This window comes from Paraburkholderia sp. EG304, assembly GCF_046543485.1.
GTDB classification, from domain to species: domain Bacteria; phylum Pseudomonadota; class Gammaproteobacteria; order Burkholderiales; family Burkholderiaceae; genus Paraburkholderia; species Paraburkholderia youngii.
The window spans coordinates 163,165-188,362 of sequence record NZ_JBKGUA010000008.1; the positions used below are offsets into that span (position 1 = coordinate 163,165).

The following is a 25,198-nucleotide window of genomic DNA, read 5'->3' on the forward strand; positions in this document are numbered from 1 at the left end:
AACGATCCGGATTGACCTACACTGTCATTCATCGATCGCAGCCAAACACCTGGCCCGGATCACACGACAAAACTCAAGGAGAAAACAGCATGCTCGAAATCAGACACGCCAACCAACGTGGCCGCGCGGAACACGGCTGGCTCAGCTCGCGCCATACGTTTTCGTTCGCGCACTATCACGATCCGAAGCAGAACGGTTTCTCGGACCTGCTCGTGATCAACGACGACCGTGTGGCGCCGGCGCAAGGCTTCGGCAAGCATCCGCATCGCGACATGGAGATCTTTTCGTACGTGCTCGAAGGCGCGCTCGAACACAAGGACACGATGGGCACGGGCTCGGTGATCGTGCCGGGCGACATCCAGTTGATGAGCGCAGGCACCGGCGTGGCCCACAGCGAATACAACCATTCGAAGAGCGAGCCGGTGCACTTCCTGCAGATCTGGATCGCACCGGCGCAGCAAGGCACGCAGCCGCGCTATCAGCAACAGCACTTCGGCGCGGCCGACAAGCGCGGCGTGCTGCGGCTGGTGCTGTCGCCGGATGGTGCGGACGGTTCGCTGCAGTTGCAACAGGACGCACGTGTGTATGCGGGTCTTTTCAACGGCGACGAAACCGCGCGGCTCGAACTCGCGAAGGACCGTTATGCGTATGTTCATGTGGCGCGCGGCAGCGTCACGGTGAATGGCGTCGAGCTTGGCGAGGGTGATGGCGCACGGGTGCGTGGCGAAGAAGCGCTGACGTTCACGCAGGGCCGCGACGCGGAAGTGCTCGTGTTCGACCTGCGCAACATCGAGACCTCGGCGTTGTGGGCATAAGCGCTCCGCTTGCGCCGCTAATGACTCCATCTTGATCTGGCTCGTTGGACGACAATGTCCAGCGAGCTTCAACTCTCTACCCTAACGGGAAAAATCATGCGCTATACGCTGTTTGAAAACCAGAAAGACGCTGTGGTTCTCGTCGCCCGAATCCTGCTGATGGTGCTGTTCGTGATGTTCGGCTGGTCGAAGCTGACCGGCTTTTCCGGCACCGTCGCCTATATGACGTCGACCGGCGCGCCTGTGCCGGAGTTGTCCGCCGTTATCGCGGTGGTGATGGAATTGGTCGTGGGCGTAGCGCTGCTAGTGGGTTTCTTCACGCGACCGCTGGCGCTGCTGCTTGCGCTGTATACGCTCGGCACCGCGATCATCGGCCACCACTACTGGAATATGACGGGCGCGATGCAATACGACAACATGATCCATTTCTACAAGAACATCGGCATCATCGGCGGCTTGCTGTTGTTGTGCGTGACCGGCCCCGGCAAGTATTCGTTCGACCGTCGTTGATACCGATTGCCGCGCTTTAACGAAAAAGGCCCGCATGCCGCGGGCCTTTTTTCGTGCGCAAACTGAAACGGCGGCCCGCGGGCCGCCGTTTGCGTCTCTGATCTACCGGATCAAACTGCTGCTTCGGCTTCCGCTTCGCTGACCGCCGCGACTTCTTCGCTGTGGCGGATCAGGTGATCGAACGCGGACAGCGATGCCTTCGCGCCTTCGCCTACCGCGATCACGATCTGCTTGAACGGCACCGTGGTCACGTCGCCGGCGGCGAACACGCCCGGCACCGACGTCGCGCCGCGCGCATCGACGACGATCTCGCCGTGCTTCGACAGTTCGACCGTGCCCTTCAGCCATTCCGTGTTCGGCACGAGACCGATCTGCACGAACACGCCTTCGAGTTCGACCTTCTTCACGTCGCCCGAAGCGAGGTCCTTATAGACCAGACCGTCGACCTTCTTGCCGTCGCCGGTGATTTCCGTGGTCTGCGCCTGGGTGACGATCTTCACGTTCGGCAGGCTGCGCAGCTTGCGTTGCAGCACTTCGTCGGCCCGCAGCGTCGCGCCGAATTCGAGCAGCGTCACTTCGCGCACGAGACCCGCGAGGTCGATCGCCGCTTCGACACCCGAGTTGCCGCCGCCGATCACCGCGACGCGCTTGCCCTTGAACAGCGGGCCATCGCAGTGCGGGCAGTAGGCGACGCCGTGATTGCGGTACTCGCGCTCGCCCGGCACGTTGATTTCGCGCCAGCGTGCGCCGGTTGCGAGGATGATCGTCTTCGCCTTCAGCACCGCGCCGTTCGCGAGACGCACTTCGTTGATGCGCCCCGGAATCAGCGCTTCGGCACGCTGCACGTCCATGATGTCGACGTCATAGGCCTTCGCGTGCTGTTCGAGCGCGGTCGCGAACTTCGGGCCTTCGGTTTCGGTCACCGACACGAAGTTTTCGATCGCCAGCGTATCGAGCACCTGGCCGCCGAAACGCTCCGCCACGACGCCAGTCGCGATGCCCTTGCGCGCCGAGTAGATCGCCGCCGCAGCGCCCGCAGGGCCGCCGCCGACGATCAGCGTATCGAACACCGGCTTCTTTGCCAGTTCCTTCGCGGCGCGCGCACCGGCGTTGGTGTCGAGCTTCGCGAGGATTTCCTTCACGCCGCTGCGGCCCTGGCCGAAGGTTTCGCCGTTCAGGAACATCGTCGGTACCGCCATGACCTGGCGCGCTTCGACTTCGTTCTGGAACAGCGCGCCGTCGATCGCGACGTGACGGATGCGCGGATTGATCAGCGCCATCACGTTCAGCGCCTGCACGACTTCCGGGCAGTTCTGGCACGACAGCGAGAAATACGTTTCGAATTGATAGTCGCCGTCGAGGCTGCGGATCTGTTCGATCACCGCATCGTCGAGTTTGACCGGATGGCCGCCGACCTGCAGCAGTGCGAGGACGAGCGACGTGAATTCATGACCCATCGGAATGCCGGCGAAACGAATGCCCGCTTCCTTGCCCGCTTCGCCGATCGAAAACGACGGCTTGCGCTCATCGTCACCGCGACGCTCGATCACCGTCACGCGCTCCGACAGAGTCGCGATGTCGTTCAGCAGGGCCAGCAGCTCCTGCGACTTCGCGCTGTCGTCGACCGATGCGACGAGCTCGATAGGCCTGCTAACTTTTTCGAGGTACGACTTCAGTTGAGTCTTGAGATTGGCGTCAAGCATGGCGTTGCGATTCCGTGACGAGGGGTGTTGGTGTCCCGGCGCCGCACACATCCGGATAGGACATGCTGGGCCCGGGGAACGCGCGAAACGCCGTAGCAGGCGATTCGCGCGGTGATGCGCCGGGAAGATCCCGGCAGATGCAGACTGCGAGTGCAGCGTGAGCTGCGCGGACCTTAGATCTTGCCGACCAGGTCGAGCGACGGGGTCAGCGTTTCTGCGCCCGGCGTCCACTTGGCGGGGCACACTTCACCCGGGTGAGCCGCGATGTATTGCGCAGCCTGAACCTTGCGCAGCAGTTCGCCAGCGTCACGGCCGATGCCGTTGTCGTGGATTTCGCACAGCTTGATCTCGCCTTCCGGGTTGATCACGAACGTGCCGCGCAGCGCGAGGCCTTCTTCTTCGATCAGCACGTCGAAGTTGCGCGAGATAGCGAGCGTCGGGTCAGCCAGCATCGGGTACTTGATCTTCTGGATCGTGTCCGATGTGTCGTGCCAGGCCTTGTGCGTGAAGTGCGTATCGGTCGACACGCTGTAGATTTCAACGCCAATCTTCTTGAACTCTTCGTAACGATCGGCCAGGTCGCCCAGTTCGGTCGGGCACACGAAGGTGAAGTCTGCCGGGTAGAACACGAAAACCGACCACTTGCCCTTCAGGTCTTCTTCAGTGACGGTCTTGAAATCGCCGTTGTGGTAAGCCTGTGCTTTGAACGGTTTGACTTGACTGTTGATGATCGGCATTTGCGGAATCCTCTTTGGAGGGTGGTTGGAAAGTAGAGCCAGTATGTCAGACTACACTTAATAGGTAAAGTGGATTGTATTAATGACTTCGATAGTCAAGCCCTATTAATTTTGGCGGTTCAGACTATCGGTCGAATGGCCGGGCGATTCAGCCCTTCAGAAGCCGCCACAGCGTGGTTCGGCCGATGCCGAGCGCGCGGCTGGCGGCGGCGCGATTGCCGCCGGATTGTTCCAGGGCACGCAGCGCATCCTCGCGGGTGGGGCTGGCGCGGGGCGCCGTGCTGCCAGGGCTAGCGTCCTGAGACGCTTCCGTGATTCGCTCGTCCCCAGCCGGCCTGATCCGGCTGAACTCGGGAAATACCGCCAACCAGTCTGGCAAGGCGTCGGCGGTCGAGTTCCCGGACAACTCGCTGGTCACGTCGCCGATATAAATTGCCGCGCGCGCCAGCAGATTTTCCAGTTCGCGGACGTTGCCGGGCCACGCGTAATTCGCGAAAAGCGGGTCGAGAAACGCGAGCACCCGCTCGAGCGCCGCCGCCGACAAGCCGTATTGCAGCGCGCTGCGCTCCAGCAGATGCCGCGCCAGCGGCGCGATGTCGGCGCGGCGTTCGCGCAGCGGCGGCAATTTTATCTGAAGCAGATTTAATCTGAAATACAGATCCGCGCGAAACGCGCCCTGCTCGACGAGCGCGTGCAGATCGCGGTGCGTCGCGGCGATCACACGCACGTCCACCGGGGTCGCGCGGCCCGCGCCAAGCTTCATCACCTCGCGTTCCTGCAGCACGCGTAATAGCCGGCTTTGCAGCGCGGCCGGCATTTCGCCGATTTCATCGAGAAAGATGGTGCCGGTGTGCGCGATTTCAAATAGTCCCGGCTTGCCGCCGCGCCGCGCGCCCGTGAACGCCCCTTCCTCGTGCCCGAACAGCTCGCTTTCGATCAGCCCCTCGGGCAGCGCCGCGCAGTTGAACGCGACGAACGGATTGCCGCGCCGCCGGCTTGCGTTATGGATCCCCTGCGCGACCAGTTCCTTGCCGGTGCCGCTTTCGCCGCTCAGCAGCACGGTCGCGTCGTGCGCGGCGCCGGCGCGCGCGAGCCGGCGCACGCGCTCGAGCGCCAACGACTCGCCGATCAGATCGTCGAGCCGATGCCGCGCGACCAGATGCCGTGGGCGCTGGCTGGTGCGCAGCGAACGGTCGATCCGCTGCGCAACCAGCGCGTCCTGCGCGGTCACGACAAAACCCGCCCGCGCGCCCTGCTCGACGATCGGCACACAGTTGACGATCAGCGCGCGCCCCCCGATCTGCTCGATGCGTTCGTCGACCGGCTCATCGGCGACCCGCGTCTCACGCAACAGCGGCGCGAGCGCGCGTCCGACCCGCGCGGGGGTGTCCTCGTCGTCCTTCGGCGCCTCCTGCGCCGGGCCTAAACCGAGCAGGTCGAGCATCGCCGGGTTGACGGCTTCGAGCTGGCCGGCTTCGTCGAACGCGGCGACGCCGTCGCGCAGGTGCGCGACGATCGTATTCAGGCGCACCCGCTTCGATTCCTTCTGCCGGCTCACGCGCGCCAGTTCGACCGAGCGCTCGAACGCTTCCTCGACCGCGGCGAGCGAGTACAGGAACACGCTTTCCATGCCGGCCTGCTGCGCCAGATCGCAGGCCATGCCCGCGCCGACCACCACGCGGCAGCCCTGCGCGGCGAGTTCATCGACCGCGTGCCGCACTTCGTCGATCGACCGGTACGCGCGCTGCCGCAAATCGACGTTCAGCAGCGGGCTCAGGTCGGCCAGTTCCTGCGCGATCGCTTCATGCAGCACCAGCCCGATGCGCGCCTGCGGCCACGTGGCGGTGGCGCGCGTGATCGCGCTCAACACGTCGAAGCCGTTCACCTTGACCATCACGACCGGCACGCTGAGGTTTTCGCGCAGATACGCGCCGTTCGAGCCGGCGGACAGTACGACATCGACGGAACCTGCGTCCACGTATGCCTGCAACGCGGCGACGGCAGCGCCATAGCCCTCCCGCACCGTGAAGAATTTCGCGCGGCCGGCATAGCGCGGCGCTACCGCCTCGCAAAGCGATTGCAGTCGGCTGATACTGACGAGTGCGACGCCGGGGCGCCCGACATCGACGGCGGGGCTCGGGTTCGCGACGAATGGGCTAAACGTGGACACCGTGTTCTCCTTGATTGAAACGTTCCGCGAAACGTTTCATGAAACGTTCCACCGATTTTGCCACGAACCTCCGCGCCGAGCCCACAGCGCGCAAACCCTTGTTCCATCGGCACAACGCGCGGAACATCGGCCAATGGCACGTTTCCTGCAGAATGTCACCCGCGTTCCACTACCGATTTCCCTTCTGGAGACCCGCATCATGACCACCACTTCCGCCACCCGCCGCGCCGCGTTCCGCGCCAAGGTCAATCAGCGTCAGGGCCTCCTCGTGCCCGGCGCGTTCAACGCGATGAGCGCGCGCGTGATCGAGGACGCCGGCTTCGAGGCGGTCTACATCACCGGCGCGGGCGTCACCAACATGTCGCTCGGTCTGCCCGATCTCGGCTTCATCGGCCTTGCCGAAGTCGCCGAGCACACCGCGCGCATCCGCGACGCGGTCGCGCTGCCGCTGATCGTCGATGCCGACACCGGCTTCGGCAACGCGCTGAACGTGCGTCAGACCGTGCGCGTGCTCGAGCGCAGCGGCGCCGACGTGATCCAGTTCGAAGACCAGGTGATGCCGAAGAAATGCGGCCACTTCTCGGGCAAGGAAGTCGTCGCGACGAGCGAGATGGTCGGCAAGATCCGCGCGGCCGTCGACGCGCGCGAGGACGCGAACCTGCAGATCATGGCGCGCACCGATGCGGCCGCGGTCCACGGCATCGAGGACGCGATCGAACGCGGTCATCGCTTCATCGAGGCGGGCGCCGACATCCTGTTCATCGAGGCAACCGAATCGCTCGCCGACATCGAGCGTCTGCCGGGGTTATTCGACGTGCCGCAGCTGATCAACATCGTGATCGGCGGCAAGACGCCGGTGCAGTCGCGCGACGCGCTCGCGAAGCTCGGCTACGGCATCGTGCTGTACGCGAACGCGGCGCTGCAGGGTGCGGTGCTCGGCATGCAGCGCGCGCTCGGCACGCTGCAAAGCAATGGCCGCCTCGACGAGGACGCGACCATCGTCGCGCCGTTCAGCGAGCGCCAGCGGCTCGTCAACAAGCCGCTGTATGACCGGCTGGACAAGGAGTACGCGGCGAAGGACTGACGCAACGGCGGCGGCGCGGCGGCGCGCTGCACGCCTGCGTGAAAGGGGACCCTTTCTTGCGTTAGGATTCAGGGCTGGAAAGCGTGGCTGAAAATCAGCCAAGCTGATGTTCCCGCCAGCCCGAAGCATAAAAACGCACACGAAAGGTCATCTCAAGCACCATGAAGTCACACGCTTCGCGCGCCGCGCGCCGGCCCGTCAATGGTCTTTGCGCGCGCCTCGGCGCGCCGCGGGAGCTCGCGCGATGAGCAGCAGCGGCACCCGCACCGCGCACGTCGGCTGGCTGCCTTACATCGTCGCGGCCACCTTCTTCATGGAGTACCTCGACACCACGGTGATCGCCACCGCGCTGCCGCAGATGGCGCGTTCGTTCGGCGTCGGCCCGAACAGCCTGAGCCTCGGCATGACCGCCTACATGCTCGCGCTCGCGATCTTCATCCCCGCGAGCGGCTGGGTCGCCGACCGCTGCGGCGCGCGCACCGTGTTCGTCAGCGCGATCGGCGTGTTCACGGTCGCGTCGGTGTTGTGCGGGCTGTCGCAGAACGTGCCCGAGTTCACGGCCGCGCGGCTGCTGCAAGGCATCGGCGGCGCGATGATGGTGCCGGTCGGCCGTCTGATCGTGGTCCGCAGCACCGAGAAAGCCCGCATGATGCAGGCGATCTCGACGATCACCTGGCCGGCCATCGCGGCGCCGGTGGTCGGCCCGCCGATCGGCGGCTTCATCACGACCTACGCGTCGTGGCGCTGGATCTTCCTGCTGAACGTGCCATTCGGCCTCGCAGCGATCGCCGTCGCGCTCGCCATCGTGCCGAATCTGCGCGGCACCGAACGCAAGCCGCTCGACGTCGTCGGCCTGCTGCTGAGCGGCGTCGCGCTGACCGCGATCCTGTACGGCGCGGAGCTCGCGAGCCAGCCGGCCACCAATGCGTGGCTCGCGATCGCGGTCGTGGCGGGCGGTCTGCTGGTCGGCGCGATCGCGTTCCTGCACGCGAAGCGTCATCCGCATCCGCTCGTCGACGTGTCGACGCTGAAGGTGCCGACGTTCTCGGTGACGGTCATCACCGGTTCGTTCACGCGCATCGGCATCGGCGCGGTGCCCTATCTGATGCCGCTGCTGTTCCAGGTCGGCTTCGGGCTGTCGGCGTTTCGCTCGGGTCTGCTGCTGCTCGCGAGCGCGGTCGGCAACCTCGGCATGAAGGCGCTGACCACGCGCATCCTGCAGCGCTACGGCTTCCGGACGGTGGCGATCGTCGACGTCGTCGTGGCGGGCATTTTCATCACCTTGTGCGGACTGCTGACGCCGGACGTACCGCTGGTGTTGGTGCTGATCGTGGTGTTCGTGTACGGCGTCACGCGCTCGATGCAGTTCTCGACGCTGGCGACGCTCGCCTACGCCGATATCCAGCAGACGCAGATGAGTGCGGCGAGCACGCTATGGAGCGCGGCCATGCAAATGACGATCGGTCTGGGCATCGCGTTCGGCGCGGTGTCGCTGCGCGTCGCGGCGCTGTTCAACGGCGAGACGACCGGCCACGTGTTCACGCTCGACGATTTCCGCCTCGCGTTCCTGTTCGCCGGCGTGCTGACGCTGCTGTCGGTGATCGGTTATATGGGGCTCGCGCGCAATGCCGGCCAGAGCATTGGCGGGGGTTCGCGCGGTGGCGAGACTACCGCGAAGGGCTAAGGGCACACGCTGCCGCTACGCGAAACAGGAGACACCCCATGCAAGCCAGCGAACTGAAGATATCCAGCCGCATCGACGATCTCGACCTCGACATGGTCTACGCGTTCCTGTCGCAGGAAACGCCGTGGGCCAAGGGCATGCCGCGCGCGACCTTCGAGCGGGCCGTCGCCGGTTCGCTCTGTTTCGGCGGATTTGTCGACGGCGAGCAGATCGCGTTCGCGCGTCTGATCACCGACGAGGCGACCTTCGCTTACCTGTGCGACGTGTTCGTGCTGCCGGCGCATCGCGGCCAGGGCTATGCGTCGGCGTTGATGAAACATATCTTTGCGAGCCCGTCGCTCGCCAGTCTGCGCAGAGTCGTGCTGGTCACGACCGACGCGCATCACGTCTATGCGCCGCATGGGTTCACGTCGCTCGCGAACCCCGAGCGGTATATGGAGCTGCATCGGCCGGATGCTTATAAAGCGGCCGAATAGGCGCCGCGTCAGCCATACGCGCGCTCGCGCATCCACTTCGTCATGATCCATTTGTCGCCGGCCAGCACCGGCGCGCCGCCGTGCAGCGTCGACGGGTCGAGCTGGCGCTCACCATTCATGTAGCGGAAATACACCGCACCGCCCACCCGCGCCGCGACCGACAGGCCCGCTGAGGGAAACACCGTCTCTCCGCCGTCGGCGACGTCGTTCAGATAGATGATCAGTGTCGCGACGCGTTGGCCGCCCTGCGCGGTGTGCACCGCGCTGCCGGGCTGATCGGGCGCGAAGAAGTCGAAATGCGGGCTGTACTCGCCGTTCGTGCCGTAATGAAGCACCTGCAGGCCTTCGCCGTTTTCGAGCGGCAAGTTCGTCAGGCTCGCGATGCGTCGTTCGATTCGCGCGATCAACCGGTCCTCGCCGCGCCGATACCAGACGCCTTCGCTGGTCCGGCTGCGGATCACGTCTTCGTGGCCGGTGAGTGGATTGACCGTCGTCGAGCGTTTCAACCGATGCCGCGAGCGTTCGATCAGATCCGCGCATTCCACGGCCGACAGCACGTCGGCGAACACGACCAGCTGCGGGCGCTCGCAGCGGAGTAACACGCGTACCTCGCGGTCAGCGGCGCGGATCAGGTTGCCGCGTGCAACCGGCGCAGCGTCGTAGCGATAAGGATTGGTGGCGGGATCGGCGACTGTGGCGGGCGCCGCGGGGCGGCACGCGCGCCGGTCGAACGCATGGTGGACCGCGACGCGGGCCTCGCCGTCGGCAAAGCCGGCTTGCACCATCGCGTCGATCATCGAGCCCGGCGCGCAGCCGCGCGCGACATTGCTGCTCAGCCATTCTTGCCAGGCGGCATCGACGACTCGCATAGCGTTTCCTGTGCGGCGGCCCGGCAAGGAGTGCGGGCGCGCGCGTGCTTCGATCATAGCAAGCGCGATGCGCGCGCCGCACGCACGCGGCTAGCCGCGCTCGCGATTCAACTGCCCGCGATAGTGCAGCAGCCCCCGGCGCGCCTGCTGCCTGAGCATCCGCTGCACGAACGGCGACCAGCCGAGCAGCGTGCCGCGCATGCCCATCGCCTGGCGCATCCACAGCCACAGATCGAAGCGGTCGCGATGCTCGACGATGAGCCCGTCGCGGAACACGAAACGCGCTTCGATCCGGTTGACGACGTCGCGCCCGGTTTGGACGAAACGGTAGCGCGCCACCCACTGCGCGCGGCCGGTACGGTCGTCGGCCTCGATGTCGCTGAAGGTCAGCGTGAAGTCCTGCGCGTGCTTGACGAGCATGCGCCACATGTCGCGCACTTCGTCGCCGACCAGTTCGCCGAAGGCGGGGTCGCTGAAGACGGCGTCGTCGGCATAACAGGCGACCATGGTCTCGGCGTCGCGTTGCTGGAAGGCGGTGTAGAAGCGTTCGATCAGCTCGGTGTTCGGATGGCTCATTGATGTCGTGTGGTGTATTGCGGGAGCGCATCACGTGTCATGCGCGCGCAGAGGCGCGCCGCGCTCCGAAAAGACAGCCCGCGCGCGGTAGGCGGCGGACCTGGCGCACACGATATAGGAAAACGGCGCGAATGGGGGACCGGCGCGAGCCGACGACGGCTTTCCCCTTCCGATACCGCCGCCTGGAAACGCGCCACCTCCGCCCGCCCGGCGAGCCCCCACACCACCGCCGCCACCGACGCCGCGACGAGCGCCGCCACTCCCAGCGCCGCCGCAAAACCCGCGGCGAAGAACCCACACGTAGCGCGCGCCGCCGGCCGCGAGCGCGGTCAGCAGATTGCCGAGCGCGATCAGCAGTATCCGTGGGTGGCCGGCCCGGCTCCGATGCCGCGCTCAAGGGTCGTGCACGACGGCGGTGTCGAGGATCGCAAGGGGCTGCTGGTCGCCGCGCCACCGGGCGCGGATATCGCTGAAGCGGATCTGCGAGCGTCGCGAGTTTCGTCGAGTTGATCGCGCGGCTGCATCCCGAGCACGTCGCGCAGCTTCGCCATCCGCCGCCTTCGGTGTTCTGTTTGCGGCACGGCTGAGCGCACCGATAGCGCCGACGCGATCGTGGGCTTCACGAGCGGATCAGTTTCGCCGGTTCGGCGATCTGCTTCGCGCAGCTTCGACGCGCCTCTTCCTCGACGTCACGATACAGCCGGATGATGGTTTCGCCGACCGGCGTCAGCGTGCAGCCGCCCGCCGCTCTGACCGCCCTGCTCCGATTGCGTGGCCGGCGACTTCAGCGAGCGATTCAGCTTGTCGATCAACAGCCACGCGCGCCGATACGACATATCGAGACTCCGCCCCGCCGCCGAGATCGATCCATAGTCGCGCACCGCCTCGAGCAGATCGACCTTGCCTGGCCCGAGTGCAACCGCATCGCCGCTACGGATGCGCATTCTGAAGCGCACTTCGGGACGCGCCCTGGTGGACTTCGTCGCCGGAGCGGCTCTGCTTTTAGCGGGTTTTGCGGTGTCGGCCGTGCGCGCAAGCATACACGAACGGTTTCGCGCCGAGCCCTCAGTGGCGCGCTTCAAGGCTGCCGTGGAAAGCAGTACCCGTAGTCCTCGCAGCCCGGGCAACCCGGCGCGGGTCCCGGCTCCAGACCCAACGGGATCGCGCATTGCGATGCGAGGAATTTCTTCCAGCGCAGGTTATCGTTGTTGCGCTCGACCAGCGTCGGGAAGTAGCGCGTGAGCATCCACGTCACGTCATCGCGGCCTGCGAGACCAAGGTCGCGCCATAGATGATGCGGACGCAAACACGCATGGGCGATGCAGTCGTTCATCAACGGATCGTCAGGCATGGCTGATCAAACTTCGTCCGCATACGCGCGGCCTCGAATCTCGGCCAACGACGTATCGACCAGCAAGCGGCCCGTATCGAACACCGTCTCGAGCACTTCGTCCCACTCGCCCGCCACCGTGCGCTCGTCCCACACGGTCGGCAACGTGACCGTCCGGTACTCGCCGCTGGCGCGATGGCGCAGCAAAGCGAGCCGGCCTTTCTTCGAGCGCTTGGCGTGATCGGTGACCGGGTCCTTCGACACATCGTGCCACGTGTCGCCGAGCCGGATCGCGGAGCACTTCATCGCGAAGCGCTGCGTATCGCGGTTGATCTTCTGCAACAGCGCGCCGCCCATGCCGAACACGATGTTGTCGGCGGCGAAGCCGGCCTCGTCCATCGCGGCGAGAATCGCGGGGATCGAATCGGGGTTCACCTCGTCACCCTGGATCACGCGTACGTGGTCGAGCACGCGCCGCCCTTTGCTGTTCGTCTGCGAGCCGAACGACGCCTCCAGCGAGCGCAGCGTGTACAGCACGATCGTGCACGGATCGCCGGAGTCCGGGCGAATCACCAGCGTGCCGCCGGAATCGAGCACGGCCTGCTTCAGCTCGCCGCCCCATGCGTTCAGCGCGGCGAACAGGTCGTAAGAGTCGGACACCACCGAAACGATCGCGCCCGGCTTGCCGAAGCGGTCAATCATGTTGCGATACGCGTCGACTTCGCGCTCGCGGCCCCACGCCGTGATCGTGCTGTGCTCGGCCGCGGGCACCGAGAACGCGGCCATGCTGTCGTGGTAGTAGTGATTCGCCGCAACCACCCCGAGCACCGTATCCGAGCCCATGAAGCTGACGAGGTGCGCCGCGCCGCCGATCGCCGCCGACTCCCCGCTCGACACGCCGCGCGCACCGAAATCGTGCAGCTTGAACGGCAGCTGCGAAAGATCGTCGCTGCTTTTCAGCAGAGCTGCGCGGATCGTCTGGCGCAGATGCCAGCTTTGCGTCGCGACCGTGATCGGATACCACACGCGCATCAGCATCGTCTCCAGATACGACGCGAGCCAGAATACGTGGGGATCGTCGCATTCGACGGTGACCAGCACGTTGTGCGTCGGCACGACCGAGCCTTCGGGCACCGCGCGAATCCGCACCGGCAGATGGCCGCCGTATTGCTGCACGACGTAGCGCCAGCCCGCTTCGTTGAACGGCTCGCCGTGCGCGCTGAAGAACGCGCGCGCCTGGTCGATCATCGCGCCGGTGACGGGCCGGCACAGGTATTCCTTCAGCAGCATCTGCAAGCCGAAAAACAGCGTGCGCTCGTAACGTCCGCCGCGCGATTCGATATACGAGAACATTGCCGTCGCATCGGGCGGATATTGCAGAAAGTGCGATGCCTTGTACGAATCCGTATTCAGAATCGGATTGGACAGGATCGACGCGAGGTCGCTGAAACCCTGCGCGTTTTGCATGGACGGTGCTGCGCTCACGTGATTTTCTCGCTGGAATGACCGGACGGCGCGAGCCTGCTCGCGGCTTTCGAAACTCTGACGCCGCCGCTCTACCTGTTCAAAAAGGCCGGGGGAGGACCCTGTATCTCACCTTACTACGGTATGCGCGATAGCGCTCGTCGTCGGACTAGATGCCCGGCTTCAATTGCGGCGGCAGATTCGGCCACGTCGCGAGCAGCCGGCCGAGCATGCTTTTGCGGCGCTCGGCACCGGCCGGCCACAGCATGTTCGCGAGCAGGACGATGCCTTGCGCAAGCCCGCTGTCGCGCGCGCACGCGACGAGCGGCACACCGAGGCTCAGCGCGTCGTCGACGTGCTGATCGTCGCGCGGCAGTTGATGCGCGACCCTCGCGCCGAGCGTGCGTTCGAGCATCGGCAGATTGATCTGCGCGTCCTTGTCGTATTGATTGACGACGACTCGCACCTTGCTGGCCGGATGCCCCAGCTCGCGAAAGATATCGAGCATGCGGCGCGCGCCATGCAGGTACAGCGGGTTCTGCCGCACCACCATGCAGATCGCGTCGCTGTGCGCGAGCGCGCGGATCGTCAACGGATTCAGGCTCGGGCCGACGTCGATCAGCACCGCGTCGTAGCGCGGGCGCACCAGCGTCAGAATCCGCTCGAGTTGGCCGGGCAGCAGTTCGGCGGCCTTCAGCGGATCGCCGGCGCCGGCGAGCAGGTCGAGGTTCGGACGCACGTGCATCGCGCACGCGTCGAACAGCGCCGCGTCGAGTTGCTCATTGCGCGAGCACAGATCGGCGAGCGTCATCGGCGGCGGGCGATTTGCCATCAGCAGGCTCGCGTCGGCGAATTGCTGGCTCAGGTCGATCAGCAGCACGCGCCGCTCACGCTGCGCGGCGAGCGCGCACGCGAGGTTGACCGCGATCAGCGTGGTGCCGCTGCCGCCCTTGCTCGACGCCAGCGTGACCACGCGCGCGCGGCGCCGCTGAGGCGCGCGACGCCGCGCTTCGATCTGCGCGAGCGCATCGGCGACGGCCTGCGCGTCGAGCGGCCACGACAGCACCTGCCGCACGCCGACGCGCAGCGCCGCGCCGATCAGCGCGCTGGACGGCGCCGGCGTCACCAGCATGCAATGGAGCGTCGGCGCGCAGGCAAGCGCTTCCTCGACGCCGCCAAGTCCGCGGACGTTCAGATGGGCGTCGTCGACGATCAGCAGGTCGGCTGTGCGGAGCATGCGCGCGTGGATCGGCAGTTGCCGGGCCGAACCGTACGCGGTGTGCAGCCGATAACGCACGCCGCTCTGTTCGAGCCGCGCGACGATGCGCTGCGCGTTTTCAATGCTCGCGGCAATCAGGAAGATGTCGATCATGGCAGCTCTGCGGCGCTTGGCGCGTCATGCGCGGTTTTTATTCAAGTCGTCTGTTCACGATTGACGACGCAGGCTTCGGCGCGAACTCCTTACCGCGGCGCTCCTCCGTGAAAACCATGAGCCGGCAAACGGTGTTATCGAATTCCCGTACGGCCGTCGCGAGCCGGTATCGAGCAGCAGGCGTCAAACGTCGTTTTCATCGTCGTCGCGCCGATGCGCCGCGCTGCGTTCAGCGCGCACCGGCCTCTCGTACAGCGCGTCGCGCAGCACGCCACGGCGGATCTCCGCCTGCGCGCGGCGCTCGAGCGCCTCGGCGACGACGAGCGTCAGCAGATCGACGGACGCCCCCGCCGCCTGCGCGAAAAAGCGCGCGCGCGACGCCGCGACGTACCGCCGGTAAGTGCGCCCCGTTCCCTCCGAAGCGGCCGGCCTGCGAATCAGTTGTGGTTTCATGACAGCCCCCGATGTCGATCGGATTTGCGCCAGGTGACGCCGCTTCGTTGCAGCGCCCCGGCCGTCGGGCCAGGTCGCCGTGCCCGTGCCAACTCACGGACACGGCCCCTGGTTCACCTCGTACATTCGTCTCTCTGTGGAGACGATGGCCTCTCTCCCCGCTTCATCGCGCCGGCCGGTCCTGATCCGGCGCTGCCCCTTCCCTTTGCGGCGCGTCGCTCGCGAACGTTGCCAGCGCGTTGCCTGTCGTTATCGCCATCCTTTTCGCGTCGTCAGGACAAAAAGTCGAAAAGGAAAAACGGCGAAGTCGATGCCCTTTTTGTGGTCCGGTTTTGAATGGCCGTCACACCGGTCCGCCACTCAACCGTTTTTCTCACGTATTTAATAAGGCCCCGCCGCGCTCCCGCAGACACTTGATGGCTTCCCCGACCATGCCTGCGAGTGAGCTTTTTACCGCCGGTCTTTTTTAATCCGGTTTTCCCCGTACCGTCGACCTGGCTGCAAACATTTTTCTGTGCAGACCTTATTGCAACGCTTATGCCAACCCGCTTAACAATCGGTAAGGCGCCCGTCAAAGCTTCACGCTGCGGGGAAATCGGTTTGCTTTCGACGCGCCGCGAGCCCGCCCGATTTTTTTTGCGCAGCGCGCATTGATTCGTTTCTGACACGCCAATTCGCCGCGCGCTGGCGGCAAAGCGCGCCCCCCGCTGTGTCTCGCCAGCCTGCAGGGTGGCCGCGGGGCCGGCCACACGTGGCTTCGCCGTTCCGCAAGGCCGGAGAAGCGTCCTGCCGGGCACGGCAAAGCGTAGTCGACTCGTGCTGTCCAATCTGTCGCAACTGTGAAACACGACTGCTTACGCCTCGTCAGTTATAGCCACTCCTTAATACCAGGGCAATTGCTATGCAATGTGCGATTCCTCGCATATCCGGCCTTGACCGTTTATTCATTAGTGATCCGTGTTAATCGGCAAACCAACACGCATTGCTTATCCATGTTTCTTTATCTGGCGCTTTCAGGCGCTTTCGCTTATCGTTAGGCCATGCGCCAATCAGAGCGCTTGTATCAGGTCAACGAGGCAAGCCACGGTTCAAGTGGTTTTCACGATTCGGGGATAAAGTCGCCGGGCAGTTTCAGCAATGAACGACAAGGTCGCCGCCATTGCATGAATCGGTCCGCCATGCAGCGCGTTCCGGTTCGCGCCGCGCTTGCAGTGTCCCTTGTTCGTGATCGCTGCTGCCGTGAATGCGTCGCAGCCGGACTGCAGTAACTGGCCGCCTGAATCTCACAACGCCGCACAGCAGTCCTGAGGATCGAACGGGGGGAATCATGACTACGACTTGCACGCCGGCCGAGATGGAACGCACGGTTCTGTACGTGGCGAACGCGCCCGACCAGAAACTCGTCGAGTTTCTGGCCGCGTCGGGATGGCAAGCCGTGCACGCAAAAAGCACGGTTGTGGCCGAACGCATGATCGAACGCGGCAACATCAAGGTCGGTCTGGTTCAGCTGCCCGAAGATTGCACGTCCCAGCAGCTATCCGCGTTCGCGCTGTGCATGCGCCGCGTCGAGACCAACTGGGTCGCGCAGATCGTGCCGGGCCAGGCCGACAACGAACTGGTCAGCCGTTTCATCCTCGATTACTGCTTCGACTTCGTCACGCAGCCGTGGCTCAACGAGCGGCTCGTGTTCGCGCTCGGCCATGCGCATGGGCTGTCGAACCTGCGTCAGCCGCGCGTCGCGCCCGAGCCGTCGGTCGGCCGTCACGGCATGGTCGGTCAATGCGAGCCGATGCAGCAGCTCTACCGGCGCATCGACAAGTGCGGCGTGACCGACGCACCCGTGTTCATCGCAGGCGAATCCGGCACCGGCAAGGAGCTGACCGCTCGCGCTATTCATGATCGCTCGCCGCGCGCGGGCCGCACGTTCGTCGCGATCAATTGCGCGGCGATTCCGCCGAGCCTGTTGCAGGCCGAACTGTTCGGCCACGAGCGCGGCGCATTTACCGGCGCGCTGCAACGCAAGATCGGCCGCATCGAGAGCGCGCATGAAGGCACGCTGTTTCTCGACGAAATCGGCGACATGCCGCACGAATGCCAGGCGGTGCTGCTGCGCTTCCTGCAGGAAGGCACGATCGAGCGGCTTGGCGGCAACGGTCCGATCAGCGTCGACGTGCGCGTGATCTCGGCCACCCACGTCGACCTGGAGCGCGCCGTCGAAGATGGCCGTTTCCGCTCCGACCTCTATCACCGGCTGTGTGTGCTGCGCCTCATCGAACCGCCGCTGCGCGAGCGCGGCGGCGACATCAAGCTGCTCGCCAATTACGCGCTCAGCATGTACAAGCAGGACGGTGCGCGCAAACTGCGCGGGCTGTCGAGCGACGCGATCGTCGCCATGTCGAACTATCCTTGGCCCGGCAACGTGCGCGAGCTGATCAACTGCGTGCGCCGCGCGGTCGTGATGAGCGACGGCCGCTTCATCACGGCGAGCGACCTCGGCCTGCCCGAGGCCGACAACGGCCCCGCGGTCACGCTCGCGGAAATCCGCAGCAAGGCCGAAAAGGATGCGATCGAGAACGCGCTGCTGCGACACGGCTACAAGCTGTCCGATGCGGCCGCCGAACTCGGCATTTCGCGCGCGACGCTGTACCGGCTGATGCACGCGAACCGGCTGCATCAGGAGCCAGCCGGGCGCGGCGCGAGCAGCGGTCCCGATGCCGGCGACGAAGCCGAGCGCCAAACCTCGTCGGTGGCATGTGCGCGGATTTAAGCGTTTTTTGTAGTGAACGCTTAGCAGCGCATGCTGACGGCGATTGATCAAGGAAAACTCACAAGCGCTCTGCTTACAGCTAGCGCAATCATCCAGCGCGTCCTCGCGCCACCGCCAGCATTGCCACCCGGCAAGCGGCCCCTCGCCCGTTGCGCCGCCCCGCCCACGGGGCCTTCCGGGCAGGCTTTCTGCTGACTTCGCCAGGCCTGCCGGCCATCATCGGCTATGCTATCGGCTCAACGCCCCATCCGGCGAGCGCCGCCCTCGCGGCCCTTTCGCCCGTCCGGCGGGCCTCCGCCGTAGGAACTTCGGCGCCCGAGCCCGTGTCCGTCCGGGGTCGCCCCGCTGAAACCGCCCTACGTTCCGGCAGAATCGTCCGCCCTGGCTTCATCCCGCTCTACACCCCATGCAAAAATTTCTCCGTATCTGTTTTTTCATTTTTCTGGTCGCCGGCGCGGCGCCCGTGTTTGCCGCCGCGCCTGAGCCCGCCCATCCCACGTCCGCTTCCGCCGCCGTCACGCTGACACCCCAGCAGGCCCGCGACGCGCTCTCCGTCCTGAACGACCCCAAGCGCCGCGCGCAGGTCGCCGATACGCTGCAGGCGATCGCCGCGGCTGGCGCATTGAGCGCGCCGCCCGCTTCCGCGCCGGCAGCGGCGTCGGCACCGGCCGCCGCCAGCGGCGCAGCGTCGCTCGTGCCGGCCGCGTTCAAAAGCAATGGCCTCGCGTCGCAGATCGCGCGTCAGGGCGCGCATTACGCGAGCTATCTCGCGACCTCGCTGCGCGGCTCGGTCGCCGCGCTGCTCGATGTCGCGTCGGTGCGCGCGTGGTGGAACTGGCAGTTTGCCAACCCGCACGCGCGCGTGGTGCTGTTCAAGGTGCTGTCGTCGCTGCTCGCCGCGCTGATTCCCGCACTGTTGCTCGAATGGCTGACGCGCCGGCTGCTGCGGCGCATCTACCGGGCGATCGCCGCGCGCCGCGAAGCCGCGCAGCACGATGACAACGACAGCGCGCCGCCGTCCACGCGTGCCGCCGGCGCCGCGCCGGCCGGTCATACGCCGACGAACACGCCGCCGCTGCCCGCGATGTCGTCGGTGCCGCAGGTGCTCGAGGCAGAGGCGCAAGCGGTCGCCACGGGCCCCGCCGCGCCGTACGCGACGCCATCCGAGAAAGGCCGCGCGATCGAAGCCGAAGGCAAGCGCAACGCGACGCACCACTGGACGCTGCTGCAACGTCTGCCGCGCGCGTTGCTCATTACGCTGGTTCGCCTGATCCCGCTGGTGGTATTCGTCGCCGCCGCAAGCGCGGTGATTTCGATCATCACCGACAACGGCACGCCGCAGGACCGCGCGCTCGATTCGCTGATCGACGTCTATGTGGTGTGCCGCTGCGTCGTGATCGTCGGCGCGTTCTTTCTGCAGCCGAGCGCGCCGCGTCTGCGGCTGCTGCGCATGGGCGATGCATGGGCCGCGTTCATCCTCGGCTGGATCGTGCGGATCGTCAGCGTGGTGGGCGCCGGCGTCGCGCTAGCCGAAGTCGCGCAGGCGCTCGGCATGAACGACGCCGCGCATCTCGCGCTGCTGAAAGTGGTCGCGCTGGTCGGTCACGTGATGATCTCGATCCTCGTGCTGCGCTGTGCAAAGCCGGTCGCCAGCCGGATCCGCGATCGCTTCACCGCGCACGAGTCGTTGCAGATGTTGGGCAACGCGCCCGCGGACGCGTGGGCCTGGGTTGCCGTGGTCATCGTGATGGGCCTGTGGTTCGTGTGGGCCTTCGACGTACGGAACGGCTATCACGCGCTCGTGAATATCGGCGGCATGACGCTCGCGATACTGATCGGCGCGCGGCTCGTGTCGATCGTGAGCTTCGGTGCGCTCGCGCGCATCTTCCACGTGCAGGACGAAGCGTCGCGCTCGCTCGTGCATCAGCACGCGTACCGTTACTATCCGGCGCTGCGGCGCGTGATCAGTTGGGTCATCGGCGTCGTCACCGCATTCGTGCTCTTGCAGGCGTGGGGCGTCGACGTCGTCGATCTGTTCCGCAGCGGCACGATCGGCCACCGCCTCGCCTCGGCGCTCGCGACGATTGCCGTGGCCGCGATCATCGCGCTGGTGGTGTGGGAGGTGGTCAACGTGTCGGCCGAACGCCGCCTCGACAACTGGACGAGCAGCGGCGATCTGGTGCGCGCCGCGCGCCTGCGCACGCTGATGCCGATGCTGCGTAGCGCGCTGTTCTGCGTGATCGCGCTCGTCGTCGTGCTGACGGGGCTGAGCGAACTCGGTGTAAACATCGGGCCGCTGCTCGCGGGCGCGAGCATCTTCGGCGTCGCGCTCGGCTTCGGCTCGCAGAAGCTGGTGCAGGATTTCATCACCGGCATCTTCCTGCTGATGGAAAACGCGATGCAGGTCGGCGACTGGGTCACGCTTGCGGGCGTGTCGGGCACCGTCGAATATCTGTCGATTCGCACCGTGCGCCTGCGCGGCAGCGACGGCTCGCTGTTTACGGTGCCGTTCAGTTCGGTGTCGACCGTGAACAACACGAATCGCGGCATCGGCAACGCGGCGGTGCGCGTGAATATCGTGTTCGGCCAGGACGTCGAGCGCGCGATCGACACGCTGAAGGAAATCGGCGCATCGCTGCGCGCGGATGACAAGTTCAAGGACGGCATCCTCGCGGACTTCTCGTTCTGGGGTGTCGATGCGGTCGACGGTTCGGCGATCACGCTGGCCGGCCAGATGCAATGCCGCGATACCTCGCGCTGGGGCGTGCAACGCGAGTTCAACCGGCGCATCCTCGAACGCTTCAGCGAGCTCGGCATCGAGATCGCGAATCCGCAGCGTCATCTGCTCACGTGGGACCCGGCGAGCAAGGCCAAGGTCGATGCGGGCGTGCCGCGCATCCACCACGTTGGACAGCCTGATGGCGGCGACCACACTCCGCACAAGGGCGACGCGCCGCTCGACGATCAGATCCCAGTCGATCCGAGCCCGGCCGGTGGACCCGGTACACCCGCCAATCCGGGCTCGACCTCGCCGCACGCATGACGTGACGCGTCGCGCCTCGAGCGCGTAACGGTTCGCTAGCGCGGCGCAGCGCTAGCGAACCTGCCACCAGCGCGGCAGCAGGCGCCGCACTTCCGGCCTGCGAAAGCGGTCGTCGATCAGATGCACGACGCCGCGATCCTGTTCGGTGCGGATCACGCGCCCCGCCGCCTGCACGACTTTCTGCAATCCCGGGTACAGGTACGTGTAGTCGTAGCCATTGCCGAAGCGCGCATCGAGCGCGCGGCGCATCTGCTCGTTGACGTCGTTGACCTGCGGCAGCCCGAGCGTCGCGACGAACGCGCCGATCAGTTGCTGTCCGGTGAGATCGACACCTTCCGAAAACGCGCCGCCCAGCACCGCGAAGCCGATTCCCTGATTCATCGTCCTGAAGCGCGCGAGAAACGCATCGCGCGCGGCTTCGTCCATGCCGGGCTCCTGCGTCCACACCGGCAAACCGGGATGCCGCTCGCGCAGCAGCGCGACTACGCGATGCAGATAATCGAAACTGCTCAGGAACCCGAGATAGTTGCCGGGCTGCGTGTCGTACTGCTTCGCGATCAGCTCGACGATCGGCGCGAGCGATCGCTCGCGGTCACGCCAGCGCGTCGATACATGAGCGGCCACGTGCACCTGCAACTGCTCCGCGCGAAACGGACCTTCGACGTCGAGCCATTGCGTGTCGTCGGCGAGCCCAAGCGTGTCCCGATAGAAATGCTGCGGATTCAGCGTGCCGGAGAACATCACCGTGGTACGTGCGGCCGCATAGCGCGGCGCGAGAAACGGCGCGGGAATCACGTTGCGCACGCATAGCGTCGCACTGGTTTTGTCGCGCGGCGCGTAACGGTCGGCGCTCAATGTCACGTCGAACATCGAGTGCTCGCCGAACTGCTCGGCGAGCGCGACGAAGTGCATCGCATCGAAGAAAAACCGCAGCGCGTGTTCGTCGATCGACAACGGCGCGTCGGCGAGCTGATCGGTCACTACGCCAATCAGATTCTGCGCGGCGGACAGCAATTTGCCGGGTATCTCCGCATACAGCTGGTAGCTCGCCGTCTGCGCGCGCTTGAGCGCATTCCACTCGCGCTGCAAGCGTTCGAGCGGCTTCTTCAGCGCTGCCGGCGCGCTGTTGCGCGCGAGCCGGAACGCGCCTTGATCGAGCGACGCGGTATACATGCGCCGCGCGCGTTCGAGCAGGTTATGCGCTTCATCGACCAGCACGCCGACGCGCCACTGGTTGATCTGCGTGAGCGCATGCAGCATCGCGCTCGCGTCGTAGTAGTAGTTGTAGTCGCCGACGATCACATCGGCCCAGCGCGCGAGCTCCTGCGCCAGATAATACGGACAGACGTCGTGCGCGAGCGCGGCCTCGCGCACCGCCGCGCGATCGAGCCGCGGCGTCGCCAGCGCGGCGGCGCGCGCCGCATCGAGACGATCGTAAAAGCCGCGCGCGAGCGGACATGACTCGCCGTTGCAGGCTTTGTCCGGATGCTCGCAGGCTTTGTCGCGCGCGACGAGTTCGAGCGTTCTGAGCGGCAGCGGCGCGCTCTGGTGCAGCGAGTCGATCGCATCGAGCGCAAGCGCACGGCCCGGCGTCTTCGCGGTCAGAAAGAACACGCGATCGAGCCGGTCTTCGCCGCAGGCTTTCAGCAACGGAAAAATCGTCGCCAGCGTTTTGCCGATGCCGGTCGGCGCCTGCGCCATCAACGGCTTGCCGTCGCGCGCCGCACGATACACGGCCACCGCGAGCTCGCGCTGCCCACGGCGAAACTGCCCATACGGAAACTGCACCTTGACGAGCGCCGCATTGCGCGCAGCACGGTGCGCGTCTTCCTGCACGGCCCAATCGAGAAATCGTTCGCACTGGTCGACGAAGAAAATTTCGAGTTCGCGCGCGCTGTGCTGCTGTGTCAGCACGGTTTCCTTCTGACTGCCGATATCGAAGTACACCAGCGCGACCGTCAGCTCGCCGAGCCCGCGCGCCCGGCACAGCAGATGCCCATAGACGAGCGCCTGCGCCCAGTGCAGCACCCGATGATTGGCGGGCATGCGCGCGAGATCGCCGCGATAGGTCTTCACTTCTTCGAGCCGGTTCGCGATTGGATCGTAGCCGTCCGCGCGGCCGCGCACGGTCAGACTGCGATGCGTGCCCGTCAGCGTGAGCTCGGTTTCGTAGCCGCTCGCGCGACGGCCGGCGACCATCTGATGACCGGCAATGCCTTCGAGCGAAGTCGGCGCGGGCGTGAAGCGCAGGTCGAGATCGCCGCGCCGCGCGGTGAATTCGCACATCGCGCGGACAGCCACCACGTAGCTCATACGACGCGCTCCGCTGCGGCTCGCGTCGCGACGTCCGCTTCGCCCTGTGCCTCTTGCCCGGCCCAGCGCACGTCGACGACGCGCACCGGCATGCCGTGTTGCGCGCAGTACGCGAGCCAGCGGATCTGGTTGTCCTGCAGACGATCGCCGGGGCCTTTCACCTCGATCAATTCATAGCGACGCTCGGCCGGCCAGAACCGGATCAGGTCGGGCAAGCCGGAACGATTGCCGCGAATGTCGCGCAGCAAGCGCTCGAACCACAGCTTCAGATGTGCGGCAGGCAGACAGTCGAGCGCGAGCGCGACGAGTTCAGGCGTCAACAGTCCCCAGAATACGAACGGCGACTGCATACCGGTCTTCTGATGCAGATGCCGCAAAATCGTGTCGCGATAGACGCCGCTATCGAGTTGCGCGAAGCACGCCGCGAACTGGGTGGCGCGACGCGCGTGAAAATCGGGCGCGTGCAGATCGGCCGGTTCGCGCTGGAACGGATGAAAAAACGCGCCGGGCAGCGCCGCGAACACCGGTTCCCAGCACAGCAGGCCGAACAGCGAGTTGATCAGCGCGTTCTCGACGTAGTGCACCGGCGCAGCGTCGCTGCTCAGATGATCGCGCACCGCGTATTCGACGGGCACCGGCGCGTCAGGCTTCAGCAGCACCAGCGTGCCGCGCTCTACAGGCCGTGCCGCCGCCGCGCGCGGCACGGGCACGCCGCATTTGCGCCGCAAGCGCGGCAACATCCGGGCGACACGCTGCGCCTCCTCTTCGCTCTCGGGCGCGGCATCGGCCTGCAAGGCCAGCGCGAGCGCTTCGCCGTAACGCTCGCTGCGCTCGAACACGCGCATGCGTCGATGACGCGCACCCGGCCACGCGCATGCGCCGTACACCTCGAGTGCGGTGTCCCACTGCTCGCGCCGCTCGCAATCCTGGCCGATCCGGAACAGCAGTTTCGCGCGACGCGTTTCGAGCCACGGATTCGCGGTATCGATCGAGCGGACGGTCGTGATCAGTTCTTCAAGCGTGGCGGCGCCGGTGTCGACCGGCAGCCATTCGAGCGCTTCGCGGCACGCGTGCAGCGCGAGATAGACGTCGATGTCCGCGCGTTGCCGAAACGCCCGCGACGACGGTCCGAACGCGACCTTCTCGTACTGGAACACGCCAAGATCGGCGAGCACGAACTCCGACCAGTCCTGATATAGATTGCCGAAGAACATTAGCCGCAAGCGATCGCACAACGGCGCGATAGCGACGTGCAGCACCCGGTCCGTTGTAGCGCCGTGCCACGCGGCAAGCGGACGTGATGGGCATGCTTGCGCTTCGCCGTTTTCAGTTTCATAAAACACGCGCAGCGTTTCGAGCAGATCCGGTTTGCGCAATGCCTTTGCGCCGGGAATTCGCGCGATCGCGTCCGCGAACATCTCCAGCAATTGCGCACGTGTACTGAGGGCAAACAGATCGTCGAGTGACAGAGCCGGTTCGATGTCGATCCAGCGATGCTCCGTCATCGGCATCGCCGCCTGCAACGGGCAGCCGATTTCCTCATAAACGAGGCGGCTCGCGCGAAACAGCATGCCCTTGCGCATCAGCATGCGCCCCAGCAACGCACGCGAGGCCTGCGGCAATGTCGCGAAAGTGCTCAGAAAAGCGTGCTCTTCGTCGTCGAGCAGGTCGTCGTAACGCGCGGCGAGCCACGCCAGCGCGCACTCGAAATTCACCAGGTAGTAAGGGGCGTCAGAGCGGATCTCTGAGCGAGCATCGGTTGCCACGGACTTTGTGCAGGACCTGTATGTTTATACAGTGATGATAGCAAAGTCCGGCGCGGCAACCGCCGT

General features: G+C 65.7%; 19 protein-coding genes and 2 pseudogenes. 8 read left to right on the plus strand and 13 right to left on the minus strand.

Translation table 11 applies throughout. The annotated features are described in order from the left end of the window. The first annotated feature begins 89 nt into the window (after positions 1-89). Both ACLFKU_RS12660 and ACLFKU_RS12665 read left to right on the plus strand, forming a co-directional pair. Complete coding sequence (locus ACLFKU_RS12660) at positions 90-815, plus strand: pirin family protein (RefSeq protein ID WP_368583784.1); 726 nt, start codon at positions 90-92, stop codon at positions 813-815. Positions 816-911: 96 nt separating this feature from the next. Further along, entirely contained in the window at positions 912-1,325 is a 414-nt protein-coding gene (locus tag ACLFKU_RS12665; RefSeq protein WP_176123767.1) for a DoxX family protein, read from the plus strand. A 110-nt stretch (positions 1,326-1,435) separates the two neighbouring features. Here ACLFKU_RS12665 and ahpF read toward each other — a convergent pair whose 3' ends face one another. From ahpF to prpR, 3 genes are all read right to left on the minus strand, one after another. Beyond that, positions 1,436-3,028, minus strand: coding sequence for an alkyl hydroperoxide reductase subunit F (gene ahpF / locus ACLFKU_RS12670; protein WP_410849312.1), 1,593 nt, complete (start codon positions 3,026-3,028; stop codon positions 1,436-1,438). A 173-nt stretch (positions 3,029-3,201) separates the two neighbouring features. Further along, positions 3,202-3,765, minus strand: coding sequence for an alkyl hydroperoxide reductase subunit C (gene ahpC, locus ACLFKU_RS12675; RefSeq protein WP_368583782.1), 564 nt, complete (start codon positions 3,763-3,765; stop codon positions 3,202-3,204). 148 nt (positions 3,766-3,913) lie between these two features. Then, complete coding sequence (gene prpR / locus ACLFKU_RS12680; RefSeq protein WP_410849313.1) at positions 3,914-5,935, minus strand: propionate catabolism operon regulatory protein PrpR; 2,022 nt, start codon at positions 5,933-5,935, stop codon at positions 3,914-3,916. Between the two features lie 199 nt (positions 5,936-6,134). Here prpR and ACLFKU_RS12685 point away from each other — a divergent pair, with 199 nt between their 5' ends. The 3 genes from ACLFKU_RS12685 (at position 6,135) to ACLFKU_RS12695 (ending at position 9,179) form a co-directional block, all read left to right on the plus strand. Beyond that, positions 6,135-7,019, plus strand: coding sequence for an oxaloacetate decarboxylase (locus ACLFKU_RS12685; protein WP_018438163.1), 885 nt, complete (start codon positions 6,135-6,137; stop codon positions 7,017-7,019). Between the two features lie 244 nt (positions 7,020-7,263). After that, positions 7,264-8,703, plus strand: coding sequence for an MFS transporter (locus ACLFKU_RS12690; protein ID WP_410849314.1), 1,440 nt, complete (start codon positions 7,264-7,266; stop codon positions 8,701-8,703). 38 nt (positions 8,704-8,741) lie between these two features. Further along, positions 8,742-9,179, plus strand: a complete 438-nt coding sequence (locus ACLFKU_RS12695) for a GNAT family N-acetyltransferase (RefSeq protein WP_410849315.1) — start codon at positions 8,742-8,744, stop codon at positions 9,177-9,179. Positions 9,180-9,187: 8 nt separating this feature from the next. Here ACLFKU_RS12695 and ACLFKU_RS12700 read toward each other — a convergent pair whose 3' ends face one another. Beyond that, positions 9,188-10,048, minus strand: coding sequence for a 2OG-Fe(II) oxygenase (locus ACLFKU_RS12700; RefSeq protein WP_410849316.1), 861 nt, complete (start codon positions 10,046-10,048; stop codon positions 9,188-9,190). Positions 10,049-10,138: 90 nt separating this feature from the next. Continuing rightward, entirely contained in the window at positions 10,139-10,624 is a 486-nt protein-coding gene (locus ACLFKU_RS12705; protein WP_368583776.1) for a nuclear transport factor 2 family protein, read from the minus strand. Between the two features lie 39 nt (positions 10,625-10,663). Between ACLFKU_RS12705 and ACLFKU_RS12710 the strand changes: the two genes are divergently transcribed. Next, a complete protein-coding gene (locus ACLFKU_RS12710; RefSeq protein WP_410849317.1) occupies positions 10,664-11,134 on the plus strand; it encodes a hypothetical protein in 471 nt (156 codons plus the stop codon). Between the two features lie 109 nt (positions 11,135-11,243). Here the strand turns inward: ACLFKU_RS12710 and ACLFKU_RS12715 are convergent. The 6 genes and pseudogenes from ACLFKU_RS12715 to ACLFKU_RS12740 all read right to left on the minus strand — a co-directional run bounded on the left by ACLFKU_RS12715 (position 11,244) and on the right by ACLFKU_RS12740 (position 15,992). Continuing rightward, positions 11,244-11,664, minus strand: a pseudogene (locus tag ACLFKU_RS12715) (winged helix-turn-helix domain-containing protein). Between the two features lie 38 nt (positions 11,665-11,702). Continuing rightward, a pseudogene (locus tag ACLFKU_RS12720) lies at positions 11,703-11,948 on the minus strand (nitrogen fixation protein NifQ); the annotation flags it as partial. A 33-nt stretch (positions 11,949-11,981) separates the two neighbouring features. Further along, the gene (locus ACLFKU_RS12725) at positions 11,982-13,421 is read right to left on the minus strand and encodes a nicotinate phosphoribosyltransferase (RefSeq protein ID WP_410849318.1); all 1,440 of its coding nucleotides are present in this window, start codon (positions 13,419-13,421) and stop codon (positions 11,982-11,984) included. Positions 13,422-13,587: 166 nt separating this feature from the next. Continuing rightward, positions 13,588-14,790 (minus strand): CpaE family protein, encoded by a 1,203-nt coding sequence (locus ACLFKU_RS12730; RefSeq protein WP_410849319.1) that lies wholly within the window; start codon positions 14,788-14,790, stop codon positions 13,588-13,590. Between the two features lie 183 nt (positions 14,791-14,973). Beyond that, positions 14,974-15,243, minus strand: a complete 270-nt coding sequence (locus tag ACLFKU_RS12735; RefSeq protein WP_410849320.1) for a hypothetical protein — start codon at positions 15,241-15,243, stop codon at positions 14,974-14,976. A 272-nt stretch (positions 15,244-15,515) separates the two neighbouring features. After that, positions 15,516-15,992 (minus strand): hypothetical protein, encoded by a 477-nt coding sequence (locus tag ACLFKU_RS12740; protein ID WP_410842467.1) that lies wholly within the window; start codon positions 15,990-15,992, stop codon positions 15,516-15,518. A 578-nt stretch (positions 15,993-16,570) separates the two neighbouring features. Here ACLFKU_RS12740 and ACLFKU_RS12745 point away from each other — a divergent pair. Continuing rightward, the gene (locus ACLFKU_RS12745) at positions 16,571-18,010 is read left to right on the plus strand and encodes a sigma 54-interacting transcriptional regulator (protein WP_410849321.1); all 1,440 of its coding nucleotides are present in this window, start codon (positions 16,571-16,573) and stop codon (positions 18,008-18,010) included. Positions 18,011-18,416: 406 nt separating this feature from the next. Next, on the plus strand, positions 18,417-21,053 hold the full coding sequence (locus ACLFKU_RS12750; protein ID WP_410849322.1) for a mechanosensitive ion channel domain-containing protein: 2,637 nt from the start codon (positions 18,417-18,419) through the stop codon (positions 21,051-21,053). A 51-nt stretch (positions 21,054-21,104) separates the two neighbouring features. On the opposite strand, the gene ACLFKU_RS12755 is transcribed toward ACLFKU_RS12750, so the two are convergent. Both ACLFKU_RS12755 and ACLFKU_RS12760 read right to left on the minus strand, forming a co-directional pair. After that, positions 21,105-23,366 (minus strand): ATP-dependent DNA helicase, encoded by a 2,262-nt coding sequence (locus tag ACLFKU_RS12755; protein ID WP_410849323.1) that lies wholly within the window; start codon positions 23,364-23,366, stop codon positions 21,105-21,107. Beyond that, complete coding sequence (locus tag ACLFKU_RS12760) at positions 23,363-25,132, minus strand: VRR-NUC domain-containing protein (RefSeq protein ID WP_410849324.1); 1,770 nt, start codon at positions 25,130-25,132, stop codon at positions 23,363-23,365. Before ACLFKU_RS12760 ends, ACLFKU_RS12755 begins: the two co-directional genes overlap by 4 nt. Positions 25,133-25,198: the final 66 nt, after the last annotated feature.

Bases quoted from the DNA above. Each gene is read 5' to 3' on its own strand.
- ACLFKU_RS12660 (WP_368583784.1), top strand. From the start codon at position 90: ATGCTCGAAATCAGACACGCCAACCAACGTGGCCGCGCGGAACACGGC.
- ACLFKU_RS12665 (WP_176123767.1), top strand. From the start codon at position 912: ATGCGCTATACGCTGTTTGAAAACCAGAAAGACGCTGTGGTTCTCGTC.
- ahpF (WP_410849312.1), bottom strand. From the start codon at position 3,028: ATGCTTGACGCCAATCTCAAGACTCAACTGAAGTCGTACCTCGAAAAA.
- ahpC (WP_368583782.1), bottom strand. From the start codon at position 3,765: ATGCCGATCATCAACAGTCAAGTCAAACCGTTCAAAGCACAGGCTTAC.
- ACLFKU_RS12685 (WP_018438163.1), top strand. From the start codon at position 6,135: ATGACCACCACTTCCGCCACCCGCCGCGCCGCGTTCCGCGCCAAGGTC.
- ACLFKU_RS12690 (WP_410849314.1), top strand. From the start codon at position 7,264: ATGAGCAGCAGCGGCACCCGCACCGCGCACGTCGGCTGGCTGCCTTAC.
- ACLFKU_RS12695 (WP_410849315.1), top strand. From the start codon at position 8,742: ATGCAAGCCAGCGAACTGAAGATATCCAGCCGCATCGACGATCTCGAC.
- ACLFKU_RS12700 (WP_410849316.1), bottom strand. From the start codon at position 10,048: ATGCGAGTCGTCGATGCCGCCTGGCAAGAATGGCTGAGCAGCAATGTC.
- ACLFKU_RS12705 (WP_368583776.1), bottom strand. From the start codon at position 10,624: ATGAGCCATCCGAACACCGAGCTGATCGAACGCTTCTACACCGCCTTC.
- ACLFKU_RS12710 (WP_410849317.1), top strand. From the start codon at position 10,664: ATGCGCGCGCAGAGGCGCGCCGCGCTCCGAAAAGACAGCCCGCGCGCG.
- ACLFKU_RS12725 (WP_410849318.1), bottom strand. From the start codon at position 13,421: ATGCAAAACGCGCAGGGTTTCAGCGACCTCGCGTCGATCCTGTCCAAT.
- ACLFKU_RS12730 (WP_410849319.1), bottom strand. From the start codon at position 14,790: ATGATCGACATCTTCCTGATTGCCGCGAGCATTGAAAACGCGCAGCGC.
- ACLFKU_RS12735 (WP_410849320.1), bottom strand. From the start codon at position 15,243: ATGAAACCACAACTGATTCGCAGGCCGGCCGCTTCGGAGGGAACGGGG.
- ACLFKU_RS12745 (WP_410849321.1), top strand. From the start codon at position 16,571: ATGACTACGACTTGCACGCCGGCCGAGATGGAACGCACGGTTCTGTAC.
- ACLFKU_RS12750 (WP_410849322.1), top strand. From the start codon at position 18,417: ATGCAAAAATTTCTCCGTATCTGTTTTTTCATTTTTCTGGTCGCCGGC.
- ACLFKU_RS12755 (WP_410849323.1), bottom strand. From the start codon at position 23,366: ATGAGCTACGTGGTGGCTGTCCGCGCGATGTGCGAATTCACCGCGCGG.